At 72.0% G+C, this 20,949-nt stretch carries 17 protein-coding genes; 3 read left to right on the top strand and 14 right to left on the bottom strand.

All coding sequences use genetic code 11. The features are described from left to right. Window positions 1-15: 15 nt before the first annotated feature. From J1M37_RS04510 to J1M37_RS04460, 11 genes are all read right to left on the bottom strand, one after another. On the bottom strand, window positions 16-1,071 hold the full coding sequence (locus J1M37_RS04510) for a hypothetical protein (RefSeq protein WP_020621740.1): 1,056 nt from the start codon (window positions 1,069-1,071) through the stop codon (window positions 16-18). Further along, window positions 1,068-1,778, bottom strand: a complete 711-nt coding sequence (locus tag J1M37_RS04505; RefSeq protein WP_241250826.1) for a hypothetical protein — start codon at window positions 1,776-1,778, stop codon at window positions 1,068-1,070. Before J1M37_RS04505 ends, J1M37_RS04510 begins: the two co-directional genes overlap by 4 nt. A 49-nt stretch (window positions 1,779-1,827) precedes the next feature. Then, a complete protein-coding gene (locus tag J1M37_RS04500; RefSeq protein WP_020621742.1) occupies window positions 1,828-1,998 on the bottom strand; it encodes a hypothetical protein in 171 nt (56 codons plus the stop codon). 372 nt (window positions 1,999-2,370) lie between these two features. Further along, entirely contained in the window at window positions 2,371-4,464 is a 2,094-nt protein-coding gene (locus J1M37_RS04495; RefSeq protein WP_206452185.1) for an ABC transporter ATP-binding protein, read from the bottom strand. After that, entirely contained in the window at window positions 4,461-6,218 is a 1,758-nt protein-coding gene (locus J1M37_RS04490) for an ABC transporter ATP-binding protein (protein WP_206452184.1), read from the bottom strand. Before J1M37_RS04490 ends, J1M37_RS04495 begins: the two co-directional genes overlap by 4 nt. 522 nt (window positions 6,219-6,740) lie before the next feature. Further along, on the bottom strand, window positions 6,741-7,016 hold the full coding sequence (locus J1M37_RS04485; RefSeq protein ID WP_036384544.1) for a metal-sensitive transcriptional regulator: 276 nt from the start codon (window positions 7,014-7,016) through the stop codon (window positions 6,741-6,743). A gap of 72 nt (window positions 7,017-7,088) precedes the next feature. Next, window positions 7,089-7,871 carry a sulfite exporter TauE/SafE family protein gene (locus J1M37_RS04480; RefSeq protein ID WP_081339249.1) on the bottom strand — a complete coding sequence of 261 codons (783 nt, stop codon included), beginning with the start codon at window positions 7,869-7,871 and terminating at the stop codon, window positions 7,089-7,091. A 6-nt stretch (window positions 7,872-7,877) separates the two neighbouring features. Then, on the bottom strand, window positions 7,878-8,495 hold the full coding sequence (locus tag J1M37_RS04475; RefSeq protein ID WP_241250825.1) for a rhodanese-like domain-containing protein: 618 nt from the start codon (window positions 8,493-8,495) through the stop codon (window positions 7,878-7,880). A gap of 34 nt (window positions 8,496-8,529) precedes the next feature. Continuing rightward, a complete protein-coding gene (locus J1M37_RS04470; RefSeq protein ID WP_036384546.1) occupies window positions 8,530-9,933 on the bottom strand; it encodes an MBL fold metallo-hydrolase in 1,404 nt (467 codons plus the stop codon). Window positions 9,934-10,305: 372 nt separating this feature from the next. Further along, on the bottom strand, window positions 10,306-11,574 hold the full coding sequence (locus tag J1M37_RS04465; RefSeq protein WP_144820123.1) for a phospholipase D-like domain-containing protein: 1,269 nt from the start codon (window positions 11,572-11,574) through the stop codon (window positions 10,306-10,308). Between the two features lie 24 nt (window positions 11,575-11,598). After that, the gene (locus tag J1M37_RS04460) at window positions 11,599-12,573 is read right to left on the bottom strand and encodes an acyl-CoA thioesterase (RefSeq protein ID WP_098094091.1); all 975 of its coding nucleotides are present in this window, start codon (window positions 12,571-12,573) and stop codon (window positions 11,599-11,601) included. Window positions 12,574-12,693: 120 nt separating this feature from the next. Here J1M37_RS04460 and J1M37_RS04455 point away from each other — a divergent pair, with 120 nt between their 5' ends. Continuing rightward, window positions 12,694-13,302 (top strand): HEAT repeat domain-containing protein, encoded by a 609-nt coding sequence (locus J1M37_RS04455; protein WP_020628173.1) that lies wholly within the window; start codon window positions 12,694-12,696, stop codon window positions 13,300-13,302. Window positions 13,303-13,312: 10 nt separating this feature from the next. Then, the gene (rlmC, locus tag J1M37_RS04450; RefSeq protein WP_206452183.1) at window positions 13,313-14,524 is read left to right on the top strand and encodes a 23S rRNA (uracil(747)-C(5))-methyltransferase RlmC; all 1,212 of its coding nucleotides are present in this window, start codon (window positions 13,313-13,315) and stop codon (window positions 14,522-14,524) included. A 16-nt stretch (window positions 14,525-14,540) separates the two neighbouring features. Here rlmC and J1M37_RS04445 read toward each other — a convergent pair whose 3' ends face one another. Continuing rightward, a complete protein-coding gene (locus tag J1M37_RS04445) occupies window positions 14,541-15,131 on the bottom strand; it encodes a hypothetical protein (RefSeq protein ID WP_036316210.1) in 591 nt (196 codons plus the stop codon). A 286-nt stretch (window positions 15,132-15,417) separates the two neighbouring features. Between J1M37_RS04445 and J1M37_RS04440 the strand changes: the two genes are divergently transcribed. Continuing rightward, the gene (locus tag J1M37_RS04440) at window positions 15,418-18,795 is read left to right on the top strand and encodes a beta-phosphoglucomutase family hydrolase (protein ID WP_206452182.1); all 3,378 of its coding nucleotides are present in this window, start codon (window positions 15,418-15,420) and stop codon (window positions 18,793-18,795) included. A 135-nt stretch (window positions 18,796-18,930) separates the two neighbouring features. On the opposite strand, the gene J1M37_RS04435 is transcribed toward J1M37_RS04440, so the two are convergent. Beyond that, window positions 18,931-20,280, bottom strand: coding sequence for a sensor histidine kinase (locus J1M37_RS04435; RefSeq protein ID WP_052007003.1), 1,350 nt, complete (start codon window positions 20,278-20,280; stop codon window positions 18,931-18,933). Further along, the gene (locus J1M37_RS04430; protein WP_036316202.1) at window positions 20,277-20,942 is read right to left on the bottom strand and encodes a response regulator transcription factor; all 666 of its coding nucleotides are present in this window, start codon (window positions 20,940-20,942) and stop codon (window positions 20,277-20,279) included. Before J1M37_RS04430 ends, J1M37_RS04435 begins: the two co-directional genes overlap by 4 nt. Between the last annotated feature and the right edge of the window lie 7 nt (window positions 20,943-20,949).

The raw sequence follows: 20,949 nt of genomic DNA, 5'->3' as shown, positions 1-20,949 counted from the left end.
GGGTGGCGGGCCCCGTCATCGGGTGCCGTTCAGCACGCGCACCTGCTCGCCGGCGTCCACGCCGTCCACGACGGCGAGGCCGTCGGCGGAGCCGAGGACGGTGACGGTGCGGTCCTCCGCGGCGCCGTCCCGGACCACCGTGACCGTCGCGGCGCCGTCTGGCTGGGTGCGCAGGGCGGACACGGGGACCACGGGCCCGGAGACGGGCGGGACCACGCTGACCTGGGAGAGCAGGGAGGTGGTGGCGTCGGCGGGCAGGGTGTCGCAGTCCTCGCCGCAGACCACGCCGCCGTCCGGGGCGGTGAGGGTGATGCGGATCAGGCCCTGCTCGTCGGAGGTGGACTCGCCGGCGACGGCCTTCCATTCGTGTTCGCCGTGGGGCACGGTGACCTGGGTGCCGGCCGGGATGAGGGCGGCCTGCTCCTGGTTGACCTCGAGGGCGAAGTCCGGTTGGTCGCCGGGGCGGGCCACCACGTTCTCGCCGCCGGCGAGGGTGGTGCCGACGGCGGTGGTCTTCGCGTCCACGCTGAGGGGCGCGGGGAGGGCGTCGAGGACCACGAGCTGGCCGAGCTCCACGGTGTCCGCGGCGGGGTAGCCGCGTTCGGTGAGCCAGTCGTCCCAGGCGTCCGCGGTGGCCTCGTCCCACGTGCCGGTGGCCTCCACCTTCGCGCCGGTGGCGGCGAGCATGCGCTGGAACGCGGCGACGTCGTCGCCGGAAGTGCCCTCCCCGAGAGGGCGCCACTGGGGAAGCTCGCCCTGGAGGACGAGCACGGGCTTCTGGGCGACGGCGTACAGCACCTCCCCGGCAGCCACCTCGCCGGACTCTCCGGCCCGGGTGACGACGCCGGTCAGCGCGTTCACCGCCGCCGGCGTCTGCTCGCGCGACACGGAGACGCCGAGGGTGATGACGCGGCCGAGCTCCTGCTCGGCGACGGTGACGAGGGCGCTCGCGGCCGGACGCTGCTCGGCCTGAGCCGGAGGGGTGAGCGTGACCCGGCCGGCCCAGAAGGCGAGCGCGGCGACGGCCACGAGCGCAAGGACGAGGGCGGCCCAGCGGGCGGGGCGATTCATCCGGATGACCCCCAGAAGACATCCTGCGGCGGAAGCTCCGGGCATGTCTGCGCGACCTCGGCCTGGCGTTCTGCCGACACGCCCCTCATGCTGTCCGCGAAGGGCCACCACTGGTGGCGGCCTGGAGTGTAGAACGCGGAGACGAATGCCTCTTTGGAGGGGCGCGCGGAGGTGTCGACCGTGTAGCCGTAGGCCTCGAGACACGGGATGAGGTATTGGTCCCAGTAGTCATAGACGAGGCGGAGCTGCGGATCGGTCCAGTCCTGGGTGTAGCTCGGATCCACCGGGTGCTGTGCGTAGCAGGTCACGTAGGCCGCCTCGAAAGCAGACCTCTGGGACTCAGGTGGGGTGTCGATCTGAATTCCCCCGGTCGGACCGACCGAGTTCGGCCACCCGGCCTCGGCCAGGCATGTGGACACCATGCGGTCCGACTCGTGGGACGTGGCGTACCACCCGGAGCGCTCCACCTGAGGCGGCGCGGGCATTCCCGCCCCCTGAGCGTGCCGCGCGACTTGCTCACGGTAGGCGCGCTCCTTCTCCGCCTCCGTCGTCAGGAGGGGTTCGATCCTCTCGGTGGGAACCCACTGCGAGGCGTCCCAGGTCTTCTCGGCCGTCGCGGTGGGGGGAGCGGCGACCGTGGATGAACCGCCGAGGCCCGCAGACTCCCGACCGACGCAGCCGGTGAGGGTCAGGGCGACGGCCGCCACCAGGGCGGCCGTCGCAGGAATGCGTAATGAAGTCATCGGTGCCGGCGAGTCAGTACGGGTAGTAGCAGTAGCCGTAGGTGCCCGACAGGAGGAGTCCTGCGCTGCAGTCCTGCCGACCGGAGTCCGTCAGCGCCTGCGCTGGCACCGCACCGGAGACGGCCAACGGTCCAGCGACGGCCACGCCGGCACCGACCTTAGAAATCCGCTGCTTCATACCCATGTCGCTCCTCCTTATGGTTCACGCTCAGTCGTGATCTGCGTCACACTCTATGAAGGTGCTCGCCCTGTGTCCAGAGAATTCTCGGTCGGTCCACAGACGTGCCCCACCAGGGAGTCAAGAGGGTCCTGCGCGTGACGGATGCGCAATCTCAGGGGACGAATGAGCGCGGCCACACCGGCAGGGGTGGCCCGACGATCGGGTTTCGATACTCCCGTCACCGCCGCGCGCCCTAGCCCCGTACACCTCCGGCTCCGGAGAGGTGCGGGCTCGTGAAACTCACCGGCACCTGGATCGAGAAGGTCATCGGGTGGTCCCGTGTCGCAGCGACGCCAGCGGCCAGTGGCTGGGCGCCGGCGCCATCCAGCCCCGGCCTCAGCGGGCGTCCTCGCGCGCGGCGGGCGCGCCGTCGTCGTCCTGCTCCTCCGCCTGTTCCCCGCCCTGGAACTGGCTCCTGTACAGCCGGAAGTACGCGCCGCGAGCGGCCAGCAGCTGATCGTGCGAGCCCTGCTCCACGATGTCGCCGTCCTCCATCACGAGGATGACGTCCGCGTCCCGGATGGTGGAGAGGCGGTGGGCGATCACGAAGCTCGTGCGGTCCGAGCGCAGCGCCGCCATCGCGCCCTGGACCAGCACCTCGGTGCGGGTGTCCACGGAGGAGGTGGCCTCGTCCAGGATCAGGAGCGAGGGCTGGGCCAGGAACGCACGGGCGATGGTGATGAGCTGCCGCTCGCCCGCGGACACGTTGGCGGCGTCCTGCTCGATCACGGTGTCGTAGCCGTCGGGCAGGGTGTGCACGAAACGGTCCACGTAGGTGGCCTTCGCCGCCGCGACGACCTCCTCGTCCGTGGCGTCGAGTCGGCCGTAGCGGATGTTCTCCCGGATGGTCCCGCCGAAGAGCACGGCGTCCTGGAGCACCATGCCGGTGGCGGCGCGCAGCTCGCCGCGGCTGACCGTGCGGGTGTCCACGCCGTCCAGCAGGATCCGCCCGCCGTCCACCTCGTAGAACCGCATGATCAGGTTGACCAGGGTGGTCTTGCCGGCACCGGTCGGCCCGACGATCGCGACCGTCTGCCCCGGCTCCGCCACGAAGTTCAGGTCCGTGATGAGCGGCTTCTCCGGCGTGTAGGAGAAGCGCACATGCTCGAACTCCACGCGACCGCGCAGCGGGCGCGGGAGGTGGGCGACGCCGTCGGGCCCGGGGATGGCGGAGGGCGCCGTTTCCCGAACGAAAGCGCTCTCGGAGGGCGCCGTTTCCCGAACGAAAGCGCGGGCGGGGGTGCCGTCGGGGGTCTCCTCCGGCTCGTCGAGGAGCTCGAAGATGCGCTCGGCCGACGCCACGCCGGAGATCAGCATGTTGGACATGCCGGCGATCTGCCCGAGCGGCTGGTTGAACTCGCGCGAGTACTGGATGAACGCGGTCACGGCGCCGAGGGTCATCTGCCCGTTGGCCACGCGCAGGCCGCCGACCACCGCGATGCCCACGTAGCCCAGCCAGTTCACCCACTGCATGATCGGCATGATCATCCCCGAGTAGAACTGCGCCGTGAACGCGGCCTCGTACAGCTCCTCGTTGCGCTCGTCGAAGCGCGCGGCCATGTCCCGCTGACGGCCGAACACGGTCACCAGCTCATGCCCCGTGAACGACTCCTCGATGTGCCCGTTGAGCCGGCCCGTCTCCCGCCACTGCGCGGAGAACAGCGCCTGGGACTTCTTGCCGATCACGCCCACGACCACACCGGCCACCGGCAGCGCGATCAGGGCGATGAGCGCGAGCTGCCAGGACAGCCAGAACATCATGCCGACGATGCCGATCACGGTCAGCGCCGAGTACACGAGCGAGGCGAACGCCTGCTGGAGGGCCTGCTGGACGTTGTCCACGTCGTTGGTGGTGCGGGAGAGCAGGTCGCCGCGCTGCCCGCGGTCGAAGTGGCTCAGCGGCAGCCGGTTGATCTTGGCCTCGATGTCCTCGCGCAGGCGGAACACGAGGCGCATCACGAGGTCGTTGAGCACGCGGCCCTGCAGCCACATGAACAGCTGGGCCACGAGGTACATGGCCAGCACGATCAGGATCAGCCGGCCCAGCTCGGTGAAGTCGATCCCCTCGCCCGGTGTGAACGCCATGCCGGAGAGCATCTCCGCGGCCTGGTCCTCGCCCTGGGCGCGCAGCCCGTCGATGACCTGCTCGCGGCTCAGCCCGCCGGGCATCTGCGCGGAGACCACGCCGCCGAAGATCACGTCCATCGCCCGGCCGAGCACGCGCGGCGCCCACACGTTGAACACCACGGCCACCAGCACCATGACGGCGACGACGGCCAGCCCCAGCTTCTCCGTGCGGAACAGGCTCATGAGCCGCTTCGCGGACGGCCAGAACGCCTTGGCCTTGCGGGCCGGCCCGCCGCCCCAGTCGTCGGTGGCGCCCTGCTCCTGGATCTCGAGGATCTCCTCGTCCGTCAGGTGCTCGCTCATGCCACGTCCTCCGCGGTCAGCTGGGAGTCCACGATCTCCCGGTAGGTCTGGTTGTCCGCCAGCAGCTCGGCGTGGGTGCCGCGGCCGACCACGCGGCCCTCGTCCAGCACGATGATCTGGTCGGCGTCGGTGATGGTGGCCACCCGCTGGGCGACGACGATCCGGGTCACCCCGGCCGCCGCGCGGTCGAGCGCCGCCCGCAGCCGCGCGTCGGTGGTGACGTCCAGGGCGGAGAACGAGTCGTCGAACACGAGGATCCGCGGCTCGGCCACGAGGGCACGCGCGATGGACAGGCGCTGGCGCTGGCCACCGGAGACGTCCGTGCCGCCCTGGGACAGCCGCGAGTCCAGACCGGAGGCGGCCGCCTCTCCCTTGCCGGTGGTGCGGGCGCGCACGAAGTCGGCGGCCTGGGCCGTCTCGAGGGCCGCCCAGATGCGCTCGTCCGAGGCGTCCGGGGCCCCGAACTGCATGTTCTCCCGCACGGTGCCCGAGAACAGGTACGGCTTCTGCGGCACGAGGGCCACGGCCTCGGTCAGCTCGGCCCGGGCCAGGTCGGTCACCGGCACGCCGTCCACGAGCACCTCGCCGGACGTCGCGTCGTACAGCCGCGGCAGCAGGCTGATCAGCGTGGACTTGCCGGAGCCGGTCGAACCGATGATCGCCGTCGTGGTGCCGGGGGCGACGGCGAAGCTGACGTCGTCGAGCACCGGCGCCTCGGCGCCGGGGTACTGGAAGGTGACGTGGCGCAGCTCCACGGCGCCGTCGCGACGTTCGGGGGTCACCGGGCGGACCGGCTCGCCGAGCGTGGGGACGGTGTCCAGGACCTCGCCGATGCGGCGGGCGGAGATCACGGCGCGCGGGAGCATCATCATCATGAAGGTGCCCATCATCACCGCCATGAGGATCTGCAGCAGGTACTGCATGAACGCGGTGAGCGCGCCGACCTGCACGAGCCCCGCGTCCACGCGCTGGCCGCCGAACCACAGGACGGCGGCGGTGGCCAGGTGCAGGATCATCGTGATGACCGGGCCGAGCAGCACGAACAGCCGACCGATCCGCACGGACGTCTCCGTCAGGGCGGCGTTGGCGTCCGTGAACCGGCGTGTCTCGTGGCGCTCGCGCACGAACGCGCGGACCACGCGGATGCCCTGGATCTGCTCGCGCATCACGCCGTTGACGTCGTCGATGTTGTCCTGCATCCGCTGGAACAGCGGCATGAGACGGGCGACGATCCACGCCACGATCACCAGCAGCACCGGCACGGAGACCCACACGAGCCAGGACAGGCCCGGGTCCTCGCGGATGGCCATGATGATGCCGCCGACCGCCATGATCGGCACGGCCACCATGAAGTTCAGGGCCATGAGGGTGAGCATCTGGACCTGGTTGACGTCGTTGGTGCCGCGCGTGATGAGGGTCGCGGCGCCGAAGCGGCCGAGCTCCTCCGCGGAGAACGCGTCCACGCGGGTGTAGACGGCGCGGCGCAGGTCCCGGCCGACGCCCATCGAGGCCTTCGCCCCGAACCACACGGCGGCGATCGCGGCGACCACCTGCACCAGCGCGACGCCGAGCATCACGAGGCCGATGTCCCAGATGCGGGCGGTGTCACCGCGGGCTACGCCCTCGTCGATGATGCGGGCGTTGAGGCTGGGCAGGTACAGCATGGCCAGCGTGCTGATCAGCTGCAGCACGACGACGGCCGCGACGGCGCCGCGATAGCGCCGGCCGTGACGGCGGAGCAGGGTCCAGAGCATGGGGCTCCCAGGGAGTCGGGATGGGCGCGCGGCCGCGTGGGGCCGCAGTGAGGTGGGCCGACGTGGGCCGGGTTCATTGTGCCCCAGCCGCGGGCGAGGAGGTCGGGCAGCAGCCGTCGTCGTCGGACGCCGCGGGCGCACCCCGGACAGCCGGCTGCCGAACCACCCGCTGGCGGACCCGCACGAGGACTGAGCGACGCCAGACGGGGGGCGTGAGCCAGACGTTTCCGCTGCTGAGGGTCCCTCAGAACAGCACGAACATCTGGCTCACGCCCCCGGAACGCCTGGCTCAGCGCCCGAAGAGCCTCGCGAAGAACCCTGCGGCCCCGGCACGGCCCGCGCGGGCTGCGTCGCGCTCGGCATCAGAGTGACGGCCATCGCACCACTGCGCCGCGGGGACGACGGCCTTGACGGACTCGACGTGCCGGCCGCATCCGGCCCAGGTGGCCCTGCGGCAGACGCGGCAGCGCGCAGGACGGCACATGAGGGATCCTTTCGGCGAGGGGGCTTCGGGGTGGCCGGTCAGGCCAGGGTCATGAAGAGCTTCTCGAGCTCGGCGACGGTGAGCTTCTCCTCGTCCTCCGCCTTCTCGGGGTCGGCGAGGCAATACTGCATGGCCGCAGAGACGATCGCGAAGCCGGCGCGATCCAGCGCGGTGGAGACGGCGGAGAGCTGCGTGACCACGTCCTTGCAGCGACCCTCGCCCTCGACCTCGCGGATCACGGCGTCCAGCTGGCCGCGGGCCCGCTTGAGGCGGTTGAGGATCTTGCGCTGGGTCTCGGCGTCGGCGGTGCGCACGGCGACCTCCTTTGTCACGGTGGCGGGGAGGGGAATCATATCCCCAGGGGTATCCGGCGACGTCGCCGGAGGTCACACGAGGAGACCGATGAGTTCCCGGACGAGGATCACCAGGCCCATGGCCAGCACGAACCAGCCGAAGCCCTTCTTCAGCGCCTTCTCCGGGACCCGCTTCACGAGCGGAACGCCGATCAGCCCGCCGACCACGGCCACACCGGTGACCCACAGCAGCAGGTCCCACGGCAGCGTCACGCTGGTCAGGTAGCCGCCGAGGCCCGCGAAGGACTTCATGGCGATCACCAGCAGGGACGTGCCCACCGCGGCGGACATCGGCAGGCCGCCGAGCAGCACGAGCGCGGGGACCACGAGGAACCCGCCGCCGGCGCCGATGATGCCCGTGACGAAGCCGACGACGACGCCCTCCAGCAGGATCTTCCCGAGCGGGTGGCGGCGGGGCTCGACGTCAGCCGAGGCCTCCACTGAGGGGGCGGCCGCCGGCTGCGTCTTCTTGGGCCGGATCATGGCCCACGCCGTGAAGAGCATCATCACCGCGAAGGCGATCAGCAGCAGGGTCCCCGGCAGGAAGCCGCCGACGACGCCGCCCAGGAGGGCACCCACCATCGAGGCCGCGCCGAAGATCAGGCCGGTGCGCCACCGGACGGTGCCGTGCCGCGAGTGCAGCAGCACTGAGACCAGCGAGGTCACACCCACCACGAACAGGGAGCCCGCGATGGCCTGCTTCGGCTCGAGGCCGGCCACGTACGTCAGCAGGGGCACCATCAGGATCGACCCGCCGCCACCCATGAGGCCGAGCAGCAGGCCGACCACGAGGGCCAGGGCGAGGACGATCCACATCACGGGTCAGCTCCGCTTCCCCGCGCCGGTGGGGATGCGGCCGATCACGTCGCCCGCGGAGCGCTCCTGCGCGGGGCGGTTCCACGGCATCTTGGCCAGCACGGACGCCATGGCGCACGTGTTGGACACGGCGGAGAAGGACAGGCCCGCGCCGATCGCGGCGGGGATGAGGCCGAACCGCTTCGAGCCGACCTGGGAGGCCACGGCCCCGACCAGCGCGATGGACCCGGCGGTCATGCGGACCTGACGGTCCATGGACCAGCGGTTGCCGCTGCGGACGACCTCGCCGCCGGCCTCGGCGTAGGCGGAGATGCCGCCCTGCAGGACGCGCGCGGAGGTGAAGCCGGCCTGGGCCAGACGGTCCTGGGCGGTGCCGGCCCGGCTGCCGGACTGGCAGACGAGCACCGCGGTGCCGTCCAGGCGGGCGGCGACCTCGTCCGCGTGCTCCTGGAGCAGGTCCAGCGGCACGTTGTAGGAGCCGGCGATGTGCTCGGTCTCGAACTCGCCGGGGGTGCGCACGTCCAGCACGACGGCGTCGGGGCGGGCGGCCAGCTCGGCCTTCAGGTCGCGCGGGGCGACGGGGGACAGGGTGACGCTCATGGGAGGGGACAGGTGGACGCTCATGGGAGGGGCTCCTCGGGGTTGGTCTGGGGGTGTGTCAGGACTGCTGCCAGGCGGCGTAGCTGCCCTCGAGCTCGATCACGTCGAACCCGGCGCGGCGCAGCGCCTGGGCGGCCACGATGTTGCGCAGGCCGGACTGGCAGAAGGTCACCAGGGTCTTGTCCTTCGGCAGCTCCTCCTGGTGGAAGAGCACCTTGCCGGCGTTCAGCTGCCGGGCGTCCGCCACGGTGCCGTGGGAGAACTCGGTCTTGTTGCGCACGTCCACCAGCACGGTGTCCTGCTCCGCGCCGACCTCGCCGGCCTCGATGCGGGACCGCAGCTCGTCGGCCTGCACGGTGGGCACCGGCTCCAACGTGAGGCCGTCCACGGAGGTGGTGAACGCGGCGGCGGCGTCGACGCCCACGCGGATCATGTGGTCGCGCATCGTGTGCGCGTCCTCGCGGTCCTCGGCGAGCAGGACGAGGGCGGCGTCGTCGCTCTCCGGGTCGTAGGCCCAGCCGGCGTGCGTGGCGACCTTGCCGCGGGACGGAAAGGCCAGCGCGCCCGGCACGGTGCCGGCGAGGATCTCGTCCACACCGCGGGTGTCCGCGAACACGGCGCCCTCGGCGAGCGTCGCCTGCACGCCCCCGGCGTCCAGCTCCTCGAGCTCGGGCAGCTCGCCCAGGATGGCTGGCCCCTGCTTGTTCTGGCGCTTCATGCGGGCGAAGTAGGCGTGGGCGTCGGGCTGGCCGTCGAGCAGCTCGTCGATGAAGCCCTGCTCGTCGTCGTTCTTCAGGTAGTCGGACCACCACGCGTACTTGCGCTCGTAGCCGACCGTGGTGGAGGGCAGCGCGCCGAGTGCCTTGCCGCAGGCGGAGCCGGCGCCGTGGGCCGGGAACACCTGCACGTGGTCCGGGAGGGTCAGGAACTTCGCCTTGAGGGAGGCGAAGAGCTGCTGGGCGCCCTCAAAGCGGGTGTCGACGCCGCCGGCGGCCTCGTCCAGCAGGTCCGGGCGGCCGAGGTCGCCGGAGAACACGAAGTCGCCGGTGAGCATGTAGCCCGGGGCGTCCGCGAAGGCGCCGTCGGTGACGAGGAAGGACAGGTGCTCGGGGGTGTGGCCCGGGGTGTGCACGGCCTCGACGGTGATGTTGCCGAGCGTCACCGTGTCGCCGTCCTTGAGGAGGTTGCCCTCGAAGCCGTAGGCCCAGTCCTCGCCGCCCTCGCCGGACAGGTGGATCTGGGCGCCGGTGGCGTGGGCCAGCTCGCGGGTGCCGGAGAGGTAGTCCGCGTGGATGTGGGTCTCGGTCACGTGGGTGATGGTCATGCCGTTCTTGGCGGCCAGGTCCAGGTACACCTGGATGTCGCGGCGGGGGTCCACCACCATCGCCTCGTTCTTCGCCTGGCAGCCGATCACGTAGCTGGCCTGGGCGAGGTCCTCGTCGTAGATGCGCTCGAGCAGCATGGTTCTCCTCCGGGTCGGGGGGTCTCGATGTCCATCCGATACCCCCTGGGGTATGTCGAGAACGAGCGTAAGGTATACCCCCAGGGGTATGCAAGAGAGAGGGTGAGCCCGGGCGGCGACGGGGAGGGACGGCACGATCAGGAGACGTCGGCAGGGGGCGTGAGCCAGATGATTTCGCTGCGGATCGGGCGTCAGAACTACAGAAACGTCTGGCTCACGCGGCAGGGGGCGTGAGCCAGATGATTCCGCTGCGAATCGAGCGTCAGAACGACAGAAACGTCTGGCTCGCGCGGCGGGGGGCGTGAGCCAGACGTTTCTGCTGCGGATCGGGCGTCAGAACTGCAGAAACGTCTGGCTCAGCGCCCGGGGTCCTCAGAGCAGGGGACGCAGTGGTACCAGCAGGGCCTCGACCACGCGGGCGAGGCCGTGACGGTCCTCCCAGCGCGGGGTGTCGATCCGGACGGCCCGCTGGGCGTCGAGAGCGAAGATCTCCTCCATCCGGGCGGCGAAGTCGCGGTCCACGACCACCACGTTGGACTCGTAGTTGAAGCCCAGGGAGAGGCGGTCGACGTTGGCCGAGCCCACGGTGGACCAGATGCCGTCCACGGTGGCGGTCTTCGCGTGGATCATGCTGGCCCTGTACAGCAGGATCGTGATGCCGGCCTCGAGCATCTTCCCGAAGAAGCCGCGCGAGGCCCAGTCCGCCACGATGTGGTTGGAGTCCTCCGGCACCATCACCTGCACGTCCACCCCGCGCCGGGCCGCGTGCAGCAGCGCCTCGAGGACCTGCTGGTCCGGGATGAAGTACGGCGTGTTGATGAGGATGCGGTGCTGCGCCCGCTGGATGGCGTCGAGGTAGCTCAGCCGGATCGGGTAGACCAGGAGCGGCGGCTGGTTCGCGGCCACGGTGACGCGCGGGTCCCACGTGTCCGGGGGGCGCCAGGACATCTGCTCGCCCGCGCGGTGGTGGGCGTTCCACTTGATGGAGATCGACTGGTCCAGCCCCCACACCGCCGGGCCGCGCTCGCGCACGTGAGTGTCCCGCCAAAAGCGGGCGTAGTCGTCGCCGATGTTGAAGCCGCCTGCGAAGCTGACCTCGTCGTCCACCACCATGATCTTCGAGTGGTTGAACCCGCTGTGTCGGACCACGCCTCGCCAGATCGGGCGGGCGAAGGCCGGCAGCCGGAACACGTGGATGCGCGGGTCCAGCTGACGGTAGAAGCGGGGCGGGACCACGAGGTTCCCGAACCCGTCATAGGAGACGTAGACCTCCACGCCGCGCGCGGCCGCCCGGTTGAAGGCGTCCATGAACCGCTGGCCCGTGGGGTCGCTCTTCCAGATGTAGGTCTCGAACTTGATGATCCGCTGCGCTCCGTCGATCGCGGCGATCATCTCCTTGTAGAGGTCCTCGCCCGAGGTGAAGATGCGCAGCTCGGAGCCCTCCACGTGGGCGTCGAACACGCCGGGGTTCGGCGCGGGTCGGCGCACTCGGCCCCCACGCTTGACCATGTCCACGCCGGTGAGCCCGGCGGCGACCGTCAGCGGCAGTCCCACGAGACCGACGCCCGCGGCCACGGCCGCTCCCCGGAGGAGACGACGGACCGGCAGGCGGGACAGGGACGGCAGGGACGGTCGACGCATTCGCTCAGTCTACTCAGGGCCCCGTCAGCGCGGATAGGGCGAGCGGCGCGTCTCGGTCCAGGCCGCGCTCACCTCGGAGCGCATGCGCACGAGTTCGACCGCCGTCTCCTGCAGCCTCCTGGCGCTCTCGCTCTCGGGGACGTACTGCCGCACCCGCTGGGCCTGGTCCTCCGCGGAGACGTCCACCATGACGGCGATCGAGTGCGCCACCAGGCGGGACTCCGCCCCGGTGCGTCGGCTCGCGTAGACGCGCAGCGCCACATGCATGGACCGCTCCGTGGTGTTCACCAGGAGGGCCTCCACGCGCACGAGGTCGCCCACGTGGATGTTCCGCACGAAGCGCACACCGCCGCCGAACACCGCGACCACGGATTCATGTCCGGTCCAGCGGGCGGCGCAGACGGCGGCCGCCTCGTCCACCCAGCGCAGGATCGCGCCCGCGTTGATGGTGCCGCCCACGGTGGCCTCCGCGTTGGGGGCCAGGAACGCGAGGGTGCTCATCTCCTCGGGGGCCTCCCCGGGCGCGGGGAACGGCAGTCGGGCCATGCCGCGCTCGACGGCGCGGCGGGCCACGGTGGAGCGGCGGGCCTGTTCGTCGCGCTCGATCTGGCCGGGGGTCGAGGGCTCCCAGACCGGCACGGTCACGGGCACCCCGCCCTCCTCCGCGGCGTAGACCACGAGGGACGAGGTGGCGACCACGGGGTCGCCGTCGTCGTCGCGGATCTCCGGCAGCAGCAGGCGGGTCTGGACGTGCACCTCGGCGCCGTCCGTGTGGACCACGCGCGCCTGCACCACAGCGCGGCGGTCCACCGGCACGGGGTGCCGGAACTGGGTGTGCCCCATGTAGCGGGCACGCACGAACGTCCCGGCCCAACTCGCCGCGACGGCGTAGCCGGCCTTCTCGATCCAGGAGATGACGGTGCCGGCGTCCACCAGGCCGGTGGGATGATCGAAGCTGTCCGCCCGGAATTCGAGGGCGAGGGCTCCGGGGGGTCTCATGCCGTCGAACGTATCACCCGAGTCCGGGCCCTGTGCGGCCGGTCACGCCCCGTCCAGGAGTCTGCGGGGAACCTCCCGGCCGCGCCCCAGGCGGGTCCGCGCACGGGGGACAATGGACCCATGACCGCCTTCGACCGTCTCCCCCTGCCCGCGGAGCCCCAGACTCCGCACGACCGCCTGCGCCGCCGCACCGAGGCCGCCGTCGCCGAGCGCGGGGAGGCCGCCGTCGCCGGGCTGGCGGTGCGCCTGATGACCGGCGCGGCCACTCCCGATGACGTCACCTCGGGCGCCGCCCGCGCCCTCACCGGCGACGACGGCGACCTCAGCCCCGCCGCGACCGGCGCCCTGGCCCTGATGCACGCGTGGCACCGCAGCGCGCTGCCCGCCCTGACCGGGGCGCTCACCGCCCCCGAGGCGGACGTCCGCTCGGCGGCCCACCTCGTGCTCGCCTCCCGCGCCGGCTCGCTGCGCCGCGATGCCGCCGTCGACCGCACCCTCGTGGACGCGGTGCGGGCCGGCTGTGCCGACCCGGACCCGGAGGTCCGCGCGTCGGCCGCGTCCGCACTGGGTGCCCTCGCCCGCCCCGAGGACCTCGAGTCCGCCCTGCCCGTGCTCACCGGCATGGTGATGGACGTGGACGCGGACCTGGCCGCGGCCGCCGAGCTGGCCCTCGAGCAGCTCGCGATCCGCCTGGACCGGCCCGGCCTGCGGGTCAGCCTCGAGGGCTGAGGCGACGCCCGTGCAGTGCCCCCACTTCGATGTCGGCGAGTGCCGTTCCTGCCCGCTGATGGGCGTGCCGTACGCCCGGCAGCTCGCGGACAAGCAGGCCGCGGTCCTGGCCGCGCTGGCGGACGCGCTCGATGCGGACACGGTCGTGGCCGAGCCGTTCGCCTCCGCGGAGGCCGGGTTCCGGAACAAGGCGAAGCTCGTGGTCACGGGGTCGGCGGCGGCGCCGCGGCTGGGCATCCTGGACCCGCGGCAGCACCCCCGCCATCACGACGGCGCCGGCGTGGACCTGCGCGACTGCGGCCTGTACGAGGCCGGCATGGAGGGCGTGTTCGAGGCGTGCGCGGCGGCGGTGACGGCGGCCGGGCTGGAGCCCTACGACGTCGCCGCCCGCACGGGCGAGCTGAAGAACGTGATCGTGACGCTCTCCCCCGACCGGGAGGCGATGGTCCGGTTCGTGCTGCGCTCCGCCGACCGGCTGGACGCGCTGCGCGCGGCGGTGCCGGGGCTGCTGGATGACCTCGCGGCGCGCGGGACACCCGCCGCCGTGGTGAGCGCGAACCTGCTGCCCGAGCACGTGGCCCTGCCCGAGGGCGACGAGGAGATCGTGCTCGCCGGCGGGCCGACGCTGACCATGCGGCTCAACGGGGTGGGCCTGCGGCTGCGCCCGCAGGGGTTCTTCCAGACGAACACCGCGGTGACCGAGGGGCTGTACGCGACGGCGGCGGCGTGGGTCGCCGAGGCCGGCCTGCCGGCGGCGGCGTGGGACCTGTACTGCGGGGTGGGCGGGTTCGCGTTCCACCTGGCCCGGGCCGGCGTGCGAGACGTGTGGGGCATGGAGTCCTCCGCCGAGGCGGTGGCCGCGGCCCGGGAGACGGCCGCGGAGCTCGGCCTGGCCGACCGGGCGCGCTTCTCCGCCGGCGACGCCACCTCCGCGCTTTCGTTCGAGAAACGGCGGGCTCCGGAGGCGCTTTCGTTCGAGAAACGGCGGGCCCGCCCGGACGCCGTCGTCGTGAATCCGCCGCGGCGGGGCATCGGCGCCGAGCTGGCGGACGCGCTGGAGGACTCGGGTGTGCCCACCGTGCTGTACTCGAGCTGCAACCCGACGACGCTGGCACAGGACCTGGCCCGGATGCCGAGCTATCGGGTGGCGCGGGTGCAGTTGTTCGACATGTTCCCGCAGACCCGGCACGCGGAGGTGCTCACACTGCTGCGGCGGCGGTGACGGGGGCCGGGGCGCGTCACCGCGGGCTCCCCGCCCGACGGTTCCGCTTCTTCAACTCGACGAAGACCTGCAGCAGCGTCAGAGCCGACGGCGCGAGCGCGGGTTGCGTGAGCACGAGCGGTTGCGCACGGGTCAACCCGCCACCCTGCAACGGCCGTCCCGAGTCCCACCGGTTGGCCTTGCGCAGACCACCCTCGTTCCACAGCCGCTCGTCCACCTTGAGCGCCACCTTCATCGTGTGCTCCGACTCTGGCGCCACAGCACGGACTTCCTTCACGTCCGCCCAGTCCACGGACCAGTCCCGCGTCCACACCCGTCGCTCATCGAACGTGACATGCCGAGGCCGGAACAGACCCATCGTCGCGGCGGGAAGCACCGCCAACGCCAGCGCCAACCCGATGAACGACGCCACACGCCACACCCCGAACCCGGCCGAGACATCCTCCGGCGGCCGGAAGATCACCCACACGAACACCGCGATGCACACCACGACGATCAGCCACAGGAGCAACCACCGCGCCGGACGCACCCGCGCCTGCACCGGCAGACTCGCCAGGATCTCCTCCCGCGTCGCCTTCTTCCGCAACCGCGTCGGCTTAGCATCCATCACTTGCTCATCATCCAGTTCATGAGCCCTTCGCCCCCCGGCCATCTCCGCCGAGTGTGTCCTGCTCGTTCCCGGGCCACGCTTCCGGCGCGCGGGGGCACACGTCCGCCCCGTCGGCACGACCCTATTCCCGGAACCCACCGCGCCGCAGCGACATCACCGCAGCTGAGAACCGCTGTGATGTCGCTGCGGTGCGGTCGGCCGGAACGACGGCGCGCTCGCTGCGGTGAACATCGCCGCGGCACTCCCCGTGCGGCCCCACTTCCCCGCCCGTAGGCTGGTTCCCATGTCGCAGACGCTCACCCCCGCCGCTCCGCAGGACCTGAACGCCCGCCGTCACCGGCTCCGCCGCTACCGCGCCGTCATCTTCGACATGGACGGGGTCATCACGGACACCGCCGGCGTGCACGCGCAGGCGTGGAAGGAGCTCTTCGACGGGGCGCTGCCCGCCGTGGGCGCGCTGCCCGCCAACGCCGCCGTCGTCGCCGCGGACCCGGACGTGCTGCGTCCCTTCGACGCCGCCGCCGACTACCTGCACCACGTGGACGGGCGCCCCCGCGAGGACGGGGTCCGCACGTTCTTCGCCTCCCGCGGCCTGAGGGTGCCGGAGGCCGACGCCCCCGAGGCGGACGCCGCCCCGGAGCTGACCGTCCTCGCCCTCGCCGAGCGCAAGCAGGGCTACTTCGAGCAGGTCCTCGAGCGCGACGGCGTCCGCGTGTTCCCGGAGGCCCAGGACCTCCTCGAGCGGCTGCGGGCCAAGGGTGTGCCGGTCGCACTGGTCACCAGCTCCAAGAACTCCCGCGCCGTGCTCACGGCCGGCGGCGTGCTGGACTTCTTCCCCGTGATCGTGGACGGGAACACCGCCGTCGAGCGCGGGCTGCCGGGCAAGCCGGACCCGGCGATGTTCTGGGAGGCCGCCCGCGAGCTGGGCGTCGACGTCGCGGACGCGATGGTCCTCGAGGACGCCGTCTCCGGCGTGAAGGCCGCCTCGGACGGCCGCTTCGGCCTCGTGATCGGCGTGGACCGCGAGCCCGAGCTCGGCAAGGGCCGACTCAAGGCGGCCGGCGCCCACCTGGTGGTCCAGGACTACGGGACCCTGCATCTGGAGGACCGCACCACCACCCCGTTCGACCCCGCGTGGGTGCTGCGCTGGGACCGCTTCGACCCGGCCTCCGAGGGCACGCGCGAGGTGCTGTGCACCCTGGCCAACGGGTACTGGGGCACCCGCGGCGCTGTGCCCGGCACGCACATCTCCTCCGTCCACTACCCCGGCACCTACATGGCCGGGGTGTTCAACCGGCTGACCTCGATGGTCCAGGGCCGGGTCGTGGAGACCGAGCACATGGTCAACATCCAGGACTGGACCCCGCTCGTGGTGACCCCGCGCCACGGCCGCCCGCTGCTGCCGGGTGAGGAGAACCTCGTGGAGTACGGCCAGGAGATGGACCTGCGCCGCGGCGTGCTCTCCCGCACCATGACCTTCGAGGACGAGCAGGGCCGGCGCACCACGGTCCACACCCGACAGTTCACCTCGCTGGCCAACCGGCACCTCGCCGCGATCGAGCTGACCGTCGTGGCGGAGAACTGGTCCGGGGACCTCACGGTGCGCTCGAAGATCGAGGGCCGCGTGGCCAACCTCAACGTCTCCGACGACCGCACCCTCGCCAACCAGCACCTCGAGCCGGTCCAGGCCCGGGAGATCGACGGCGAGACCGTCCTGCTCGAGACCGCCACCAACCAGTCCGGCATCCACGTGGCCGTGGCCACCCGCACCCGCCAGGTGGCGCCGGTGGGCCACCACGAGCCCATCCGCCGCCCCGTGGACGGCTCGGACCTGGTGGTCGGCCAGGACATCCTCCTCCACGTGGACGAGGGCGTGCCGCTCGTGTTGGAGAAGATCGCCGCCGTCGCCACGAGCCACGACCACGCCAACGCCTCCGTGTGGGAGTCGGCGGTGAAGGACGTCCAGCGCGCCCAGAACTTCCGCAACCTGCTGACCCTGCACGAGCAGCGCTGGGGCACCAACTGGGACCGGTTCTCCGTGCGCATCGACCTGGCCGAGCCGTACCGGCATCAGCGCCGCTCCACGGCGGCGGAGGCCGGCGGCGAATACGCGCCGCCCGTCGTCGACGCCGGCCACTCGGCCCCGGTGGGGTCCGCGGTCCCGATGGGCAAGGACGGCGCGTCGCTGCGCCAGCAGCTCGCCCTGAACCTGCACACGTTCCACGTGCTCCAGACGGCCTACGGCCGCCGCCGGGACCTGGACGCCTCCGTGGGGGCACGCGGCCTGCACGGCGAGGGCTACCGCGGCCACATCTTCTGGGACGAGATCTACGTCTACCCGATGCTCACGCTGCGCCGCCCCGAGATCACCCGGGGCCTGCTGATGTACCGCTACCGGCGTCTCAACGAGGCCCGCGCCAACGCCCAGGCCGAGGGCTGGGCCGGTGCCATGTACCCGTGGCAGTCCGGGGCGGACGGCTCCGAGGAGACGCCCACCGAGCTGTGGAACCCGCGCTCGCGCATGTGGATGCCGGACAACTCCCACAACCAGCGGCACGTCTCCCTGGACATCGCCTACTCGGTGCTGCGGTACATCGAGATCACGAAGGACACGTCCTTCATCTCGGACTACGGCGCGGAGATGCTCGTGGAGATCTCCCGGTTCTTCATGTCCATGACCCTGCACAACGCCGTCACGGACCGCTACGAGATCCACGGCGTCATGGGCCCGGACGAGTTCCACGACGGCTATCCCGAGACCCCCGGCTCCGGCCTGCGCAACAACGCGTACACGAACGTGCTGACCTCGTGGGTGCTCGCGGAGACCGCCCGCCTGGTCCGCTGGCTGGACACGATCGACGACGGCCTGCCCGAGCTCATGGAGATCTCCGAGGAGGAGATCGAGCGCTGGGAGGAGGTCAGCACCCGTCTGACCGTGCCGTTCTTCGAGGAGGGCGAGGAGGCCGGCATCCTCGCCCAGTTCGAGGGCTACCAGGACCTGCTCGAGTTCGACTGGGAGGCCTACCGCGCCAAGTACGGGAACATCGGCCGCATGGACCTGATCCTGCAGGCCGAGGGCGACGCCACCAACCGGTACAAGCTCTCCAAGCAGGCCGACACCCTCATGCTCGGCTACCTGTTCTCCGCCGAGGAGCTGGACCGGATCCTGCGCCGCATGGGCTACGAGCTGCCGCAGGAGGCGTTCGAGCGGATGGTCACCTACTACGAGGCCCGCTCGACGCACGGCTCCACGCTCTCCCGGCTGGTGCACGCGTGGGTGTCGGCCCGCACGGACCCGGACCGCTCGTGGGACCTGTTCACGGAGGCCCTCGAGTCGGACCTCTCGGACACGCAGGGCGGCACCACGAAGGAGGGCATCCACCTGGGCCTGATGGCGGGCACCGTGGACACGGTGATCCGCTGCTACGCGGGCCTCGAGACGCGCGACGACGTCGTCCGGCTGCACCCCCGCATGCCCGCCCAGCTGCCCGGCGCCCGCTTCACCATCCGGTTCCGCCAGCAGCCCGTGGTCATCCACATGACCCAGCGGGAGGTGACGGTGGCCGCGGGCGAGGGCATGTGGCACGACGTGCCGATGGTCATCGCCGGCCGCGAGCACACCCTCTCCCCCGGCGAGAGGCTGACGGTCCCGCTGGACTGAGGGCCGCCGTCGTCGGCCCCGCCCCGTCCCTTTGGGGGCGAAAGTGGGCGGTATCCCGCGCGGATACCGCCCACTTTCGCCCCCGGACGCGGGAGGACGCGGGAGGACGCGGGAGGACGCGGCTGCCGCCCCGGCTCAGCGCAGCGGCAGCTCGGCCCGGACCACCCAGCAGCCGCCCAGCGGGCCGGCCGTGAGGGTGCCGCCGAACACGGCCACGCGCTCGCGCATGCCGGCCAGGCCGAAGCCGCTGGCCATCGCGACCACCACGCGGTCGCGGCGGGGCTCGCCCTCGTCCATGGGGCTGGCGATGCACAGCACGAGGCGGTCCGCGCCTTCGAGCTGCGAGGTCAGGCGCACCGTGCCGCGGCGCGGGGCGTGCTTGAGGATGTTCGTCACCGACTCCTGCACCACACGCAGCACGGTCAGCTCCAGGGAGCGCGGCAGCTCGTCCAGCTCGGTCAGCGAGCGCTCCACGGCGAACCCGGCCGCGTGCAGCTGAGCTTCGAACTCGTCGAGGCGGGCCGGCAGGTCCACGACGGCGTCCCCCTCCGCCGTCTGCGCGTTGCGGGAGGAGCCGCGCAGCGCGGTGAGCATGCGGCGCAGGTCCACGAGGGACTGCCGGGCGGCCTGCTCGATGGCCTTCTCCGCGGCGGCCCGCTTCTCCGGGTCCTTCTGGGTGGGCAGCATGGCGGCCTGCATCGAGATCACGGTGAGCCCGTGCGCGACGACGTCGTGCAGCTCCGCCGCGATCCGCTGCCGCTCCGCCTCCGCGGCGCAGGCGGCGGCCTCCTCGGCCCGGCGCAGGGCCGCCTCGCGGTCCCGGGCCCGATGCCGGGATCGGCGGATCATGAAGGCCGGCACCGCCACGCACAGCGCGACGATGAGCGTGATGACCATGACGCCCTTGAGGCTGTCCTCGTCCGCCCACGTGCCGTCGGTGAGGACCTCGCCCGCGACGGTGAGCAGGATGAGGGCGCCCAGGGCGAACCAGACGAACACCCGGTGCGAGTACCGCGTCACCATGGCCGCGCCCAGGACGACCCCGCCACTGAACGCCTGCGGGGTGAGGTGCGCGTGGTCCGCCTCCACGAGGCCCACCAGACCGAACGTGCTCCCGAGCAGCACGAACACCGCCGCGAGGGTGGGCTGCCACCCGAACAGCAGCGTGACCAGCACGCTCGCCAAGAACAGGACCCAGCGCAGGAGCGGCTCCCGCCCCTCACCCGTCAGCCCGCCGTCCTCCTCGAGGATGCCCGCGAGTTCGGGGTCAGCGCTCAGCCCGGCGGCCACCGTGGGCCCCAGCACCAGGGTGAGGATCTCCCCCAGCACCATGAGCCCGACGATCACGTAGAGGACGATCCGCATGTGCCGGGAGACGGGTTCCGTGCGCAGGATCGCGGGCAGGCGGGAGTCCAGGGGAGACTCGGCGGGCGGGCGCGACGTCGCCGTCGTCGTCCGAGCCGGGGCGGGCGCCGCGATGCTCATCCGATGTCCACGAGGCCCGCGCGGGCGGCGCGGATGAGGATCTGCACGCGGTCACGGACCTGCCACTTGTCCAGGACCTTGCCGATGTGGGACTTCACCGTGGCCTCCGCGAGGAACAGGGCGCCGGCGATCTCCGCGTTGGAGGCGCCCTTGGCGAGCTCGCGGACCACGTCCAGCTCGCGCTCGGTGAGGCGCTCGTGCGGGGCGAGGGGCTCGGCCGGGCAGGGGGCGGTGTGCTCGGGGGCCGCGGTGACGGCCTCCACCAGGTCCGCGGCCACGCGGGCGGAGAACACGGCGTCCCCGGCATGGACGCGGCGGATGGCGTCCACCACCTCGGCCGGCGGGGCGTCCTTCACGAGGTAGCCGGCGGCGCCGGCGCGCAGGGCGGGCACGAGGTACTGCTCGGAGGAGAAGGTGGTGATCGCCAGGACGCGCACGCCCGGGGCCTCGGCGGAGATGCGCGCGGTGGCCTCGACGCCGTCCATGCGGGGCATCTGCATGTCCATCAGCACGACGTCGGGGGCCAGCGTGCGGGCCGCCTCGAGGGCCTGGACCCCGTCCTCGGCGGAGCCGACCACCTCGAGGTCCTCGGCCTGGGCCACGAAGTGCTCGAGGGCGGTGCGCATCAACGCCTGGTCGTCGGCCACGACTACTCGGATCATGGCGCCC

Origin of the sequence: Micrococcus sp. KRD012, from assembly GCF_017168555.1 — a bacterium.
GTDB classification, from domain to species: Bacteria; Actinomycetota; Actinomycetes; order Actinomycetales; family Micrococcaceae; genus Micrococcus; species Micrococcus luteus.
This window is presented reverse-complemented; position numbering and strand designations above follow the sequence as displayed.

What these genes read in the sequence shown, in the direction of transcription:
- J1M37_RS04510 (WP_020621740.1), bottom strand. Translation starts at nt 1,071, where the DNA reads ATGAATCGCCCCGCCCGCTGGGCCGCCCTCGTCCTTGCGCTCGTGGCC.
- J1M37_RS04435 (WP_052007003.1), bottom strand. Translation starts at nt 20,280, where the DNA reads ATGAGCATCGCGGCGCCCGCCCCGGCTCGGACGACGACGGCGACGTCG.
- J1M37_RS04445 (WP_036316210.1), bottom strand. Translation starts at nt 15,131, where the DNA reads ATGGATGCTAAGCCGACGCGGTTGCGGAAGAAGGCGACGCGGGAGGAG.
- J1M37_RS04440 (WP_206452182.1), top strand. Translation starts at nt 15,418, where the DNA reads ATGTCGCAGACGCTCACCCCCGCCGCTCCGCAGGACCTGAACGCCCGC.
- J1M37_RS04465 (WP_144820123.1), bottom strand. Translation starts at nt 11,574, where the DNA reads ATGCGTCGACCGTCCCTGCCGTCCCTGTCCCGCCTGCCGGTCCGTCGT.
- J1M37_RS04460 (WP_098094091.1), bottom strand. Translation starts at nt 12,573, where the DNA reads ATGAGACCCCCCGGAGCCCTCGCCCTCGAATTCCGGGCGGACAGCTTC.
- J1M37_RS04495 (WP_206452185.1), bottom strand. Translation starts at nt 4,464, where the DNA reads ATGAGCGAGCACCTGACGGACGAGGAGATCCTCGAGATCCAGGAGCAG.
- J1M37_RS04500 (WP_020621742.1), bottom strand. Translation starts at nt 1,998, where the DNA reads ATGGGTATGAAGCAGCGGATTTCTAAGGTCGGTGCCGGCGTGGCCGTC.
- J1M37_RS04470 (WP_036384546.1), bottom strand. Translation starts at nt 9,933, where the DNA reads ATGCTGCTCGAGCGCATCTACGACGAGGACCTCGCCCAGGCCAGCTAC.
- J1M37_RS04455 (WP_020628173.1), top strand. Translation starts at nt 12,694, where the DNA reads ATGACCGCCTTCGACCGTCTCCCCCTGCCCGCGGAGCCCCAGACTCCG.
- J1M37_RS04480 (WP_081339249.1), bottom strand. Translation starts at nt 7,871, where the DNA reads ATGTGGATCGTCCTCGCCCTGGCCCTCGTGGTCGGCCTGCTGCTCGGC.
- J1M37_RS04490 (WP_206452184.1), bottom strand. Translation starts at nt 6,218, where the DNA reads ATGCTCTGGACCCTGCTCCGCCGTCACGGCCGGCGCTATCGCGGCGCC.
- J1M37_RS04430 (WP_036316202.1), bottom strand. Translation starts at nt 20,942, where the DNA reads ATGATCCGAGTAGTCGTGGCCGACGACCAGGCGTTGATGCGCACCGCC.
- J1M37_RS04475 (WP_241250825.1), bottom strand. Translation starts at nt 8,495, where the DNA reads ATGAGCGTCCACCTGTCCCCTCCCATGAGCGTCACCCTGTCCCCCGTC.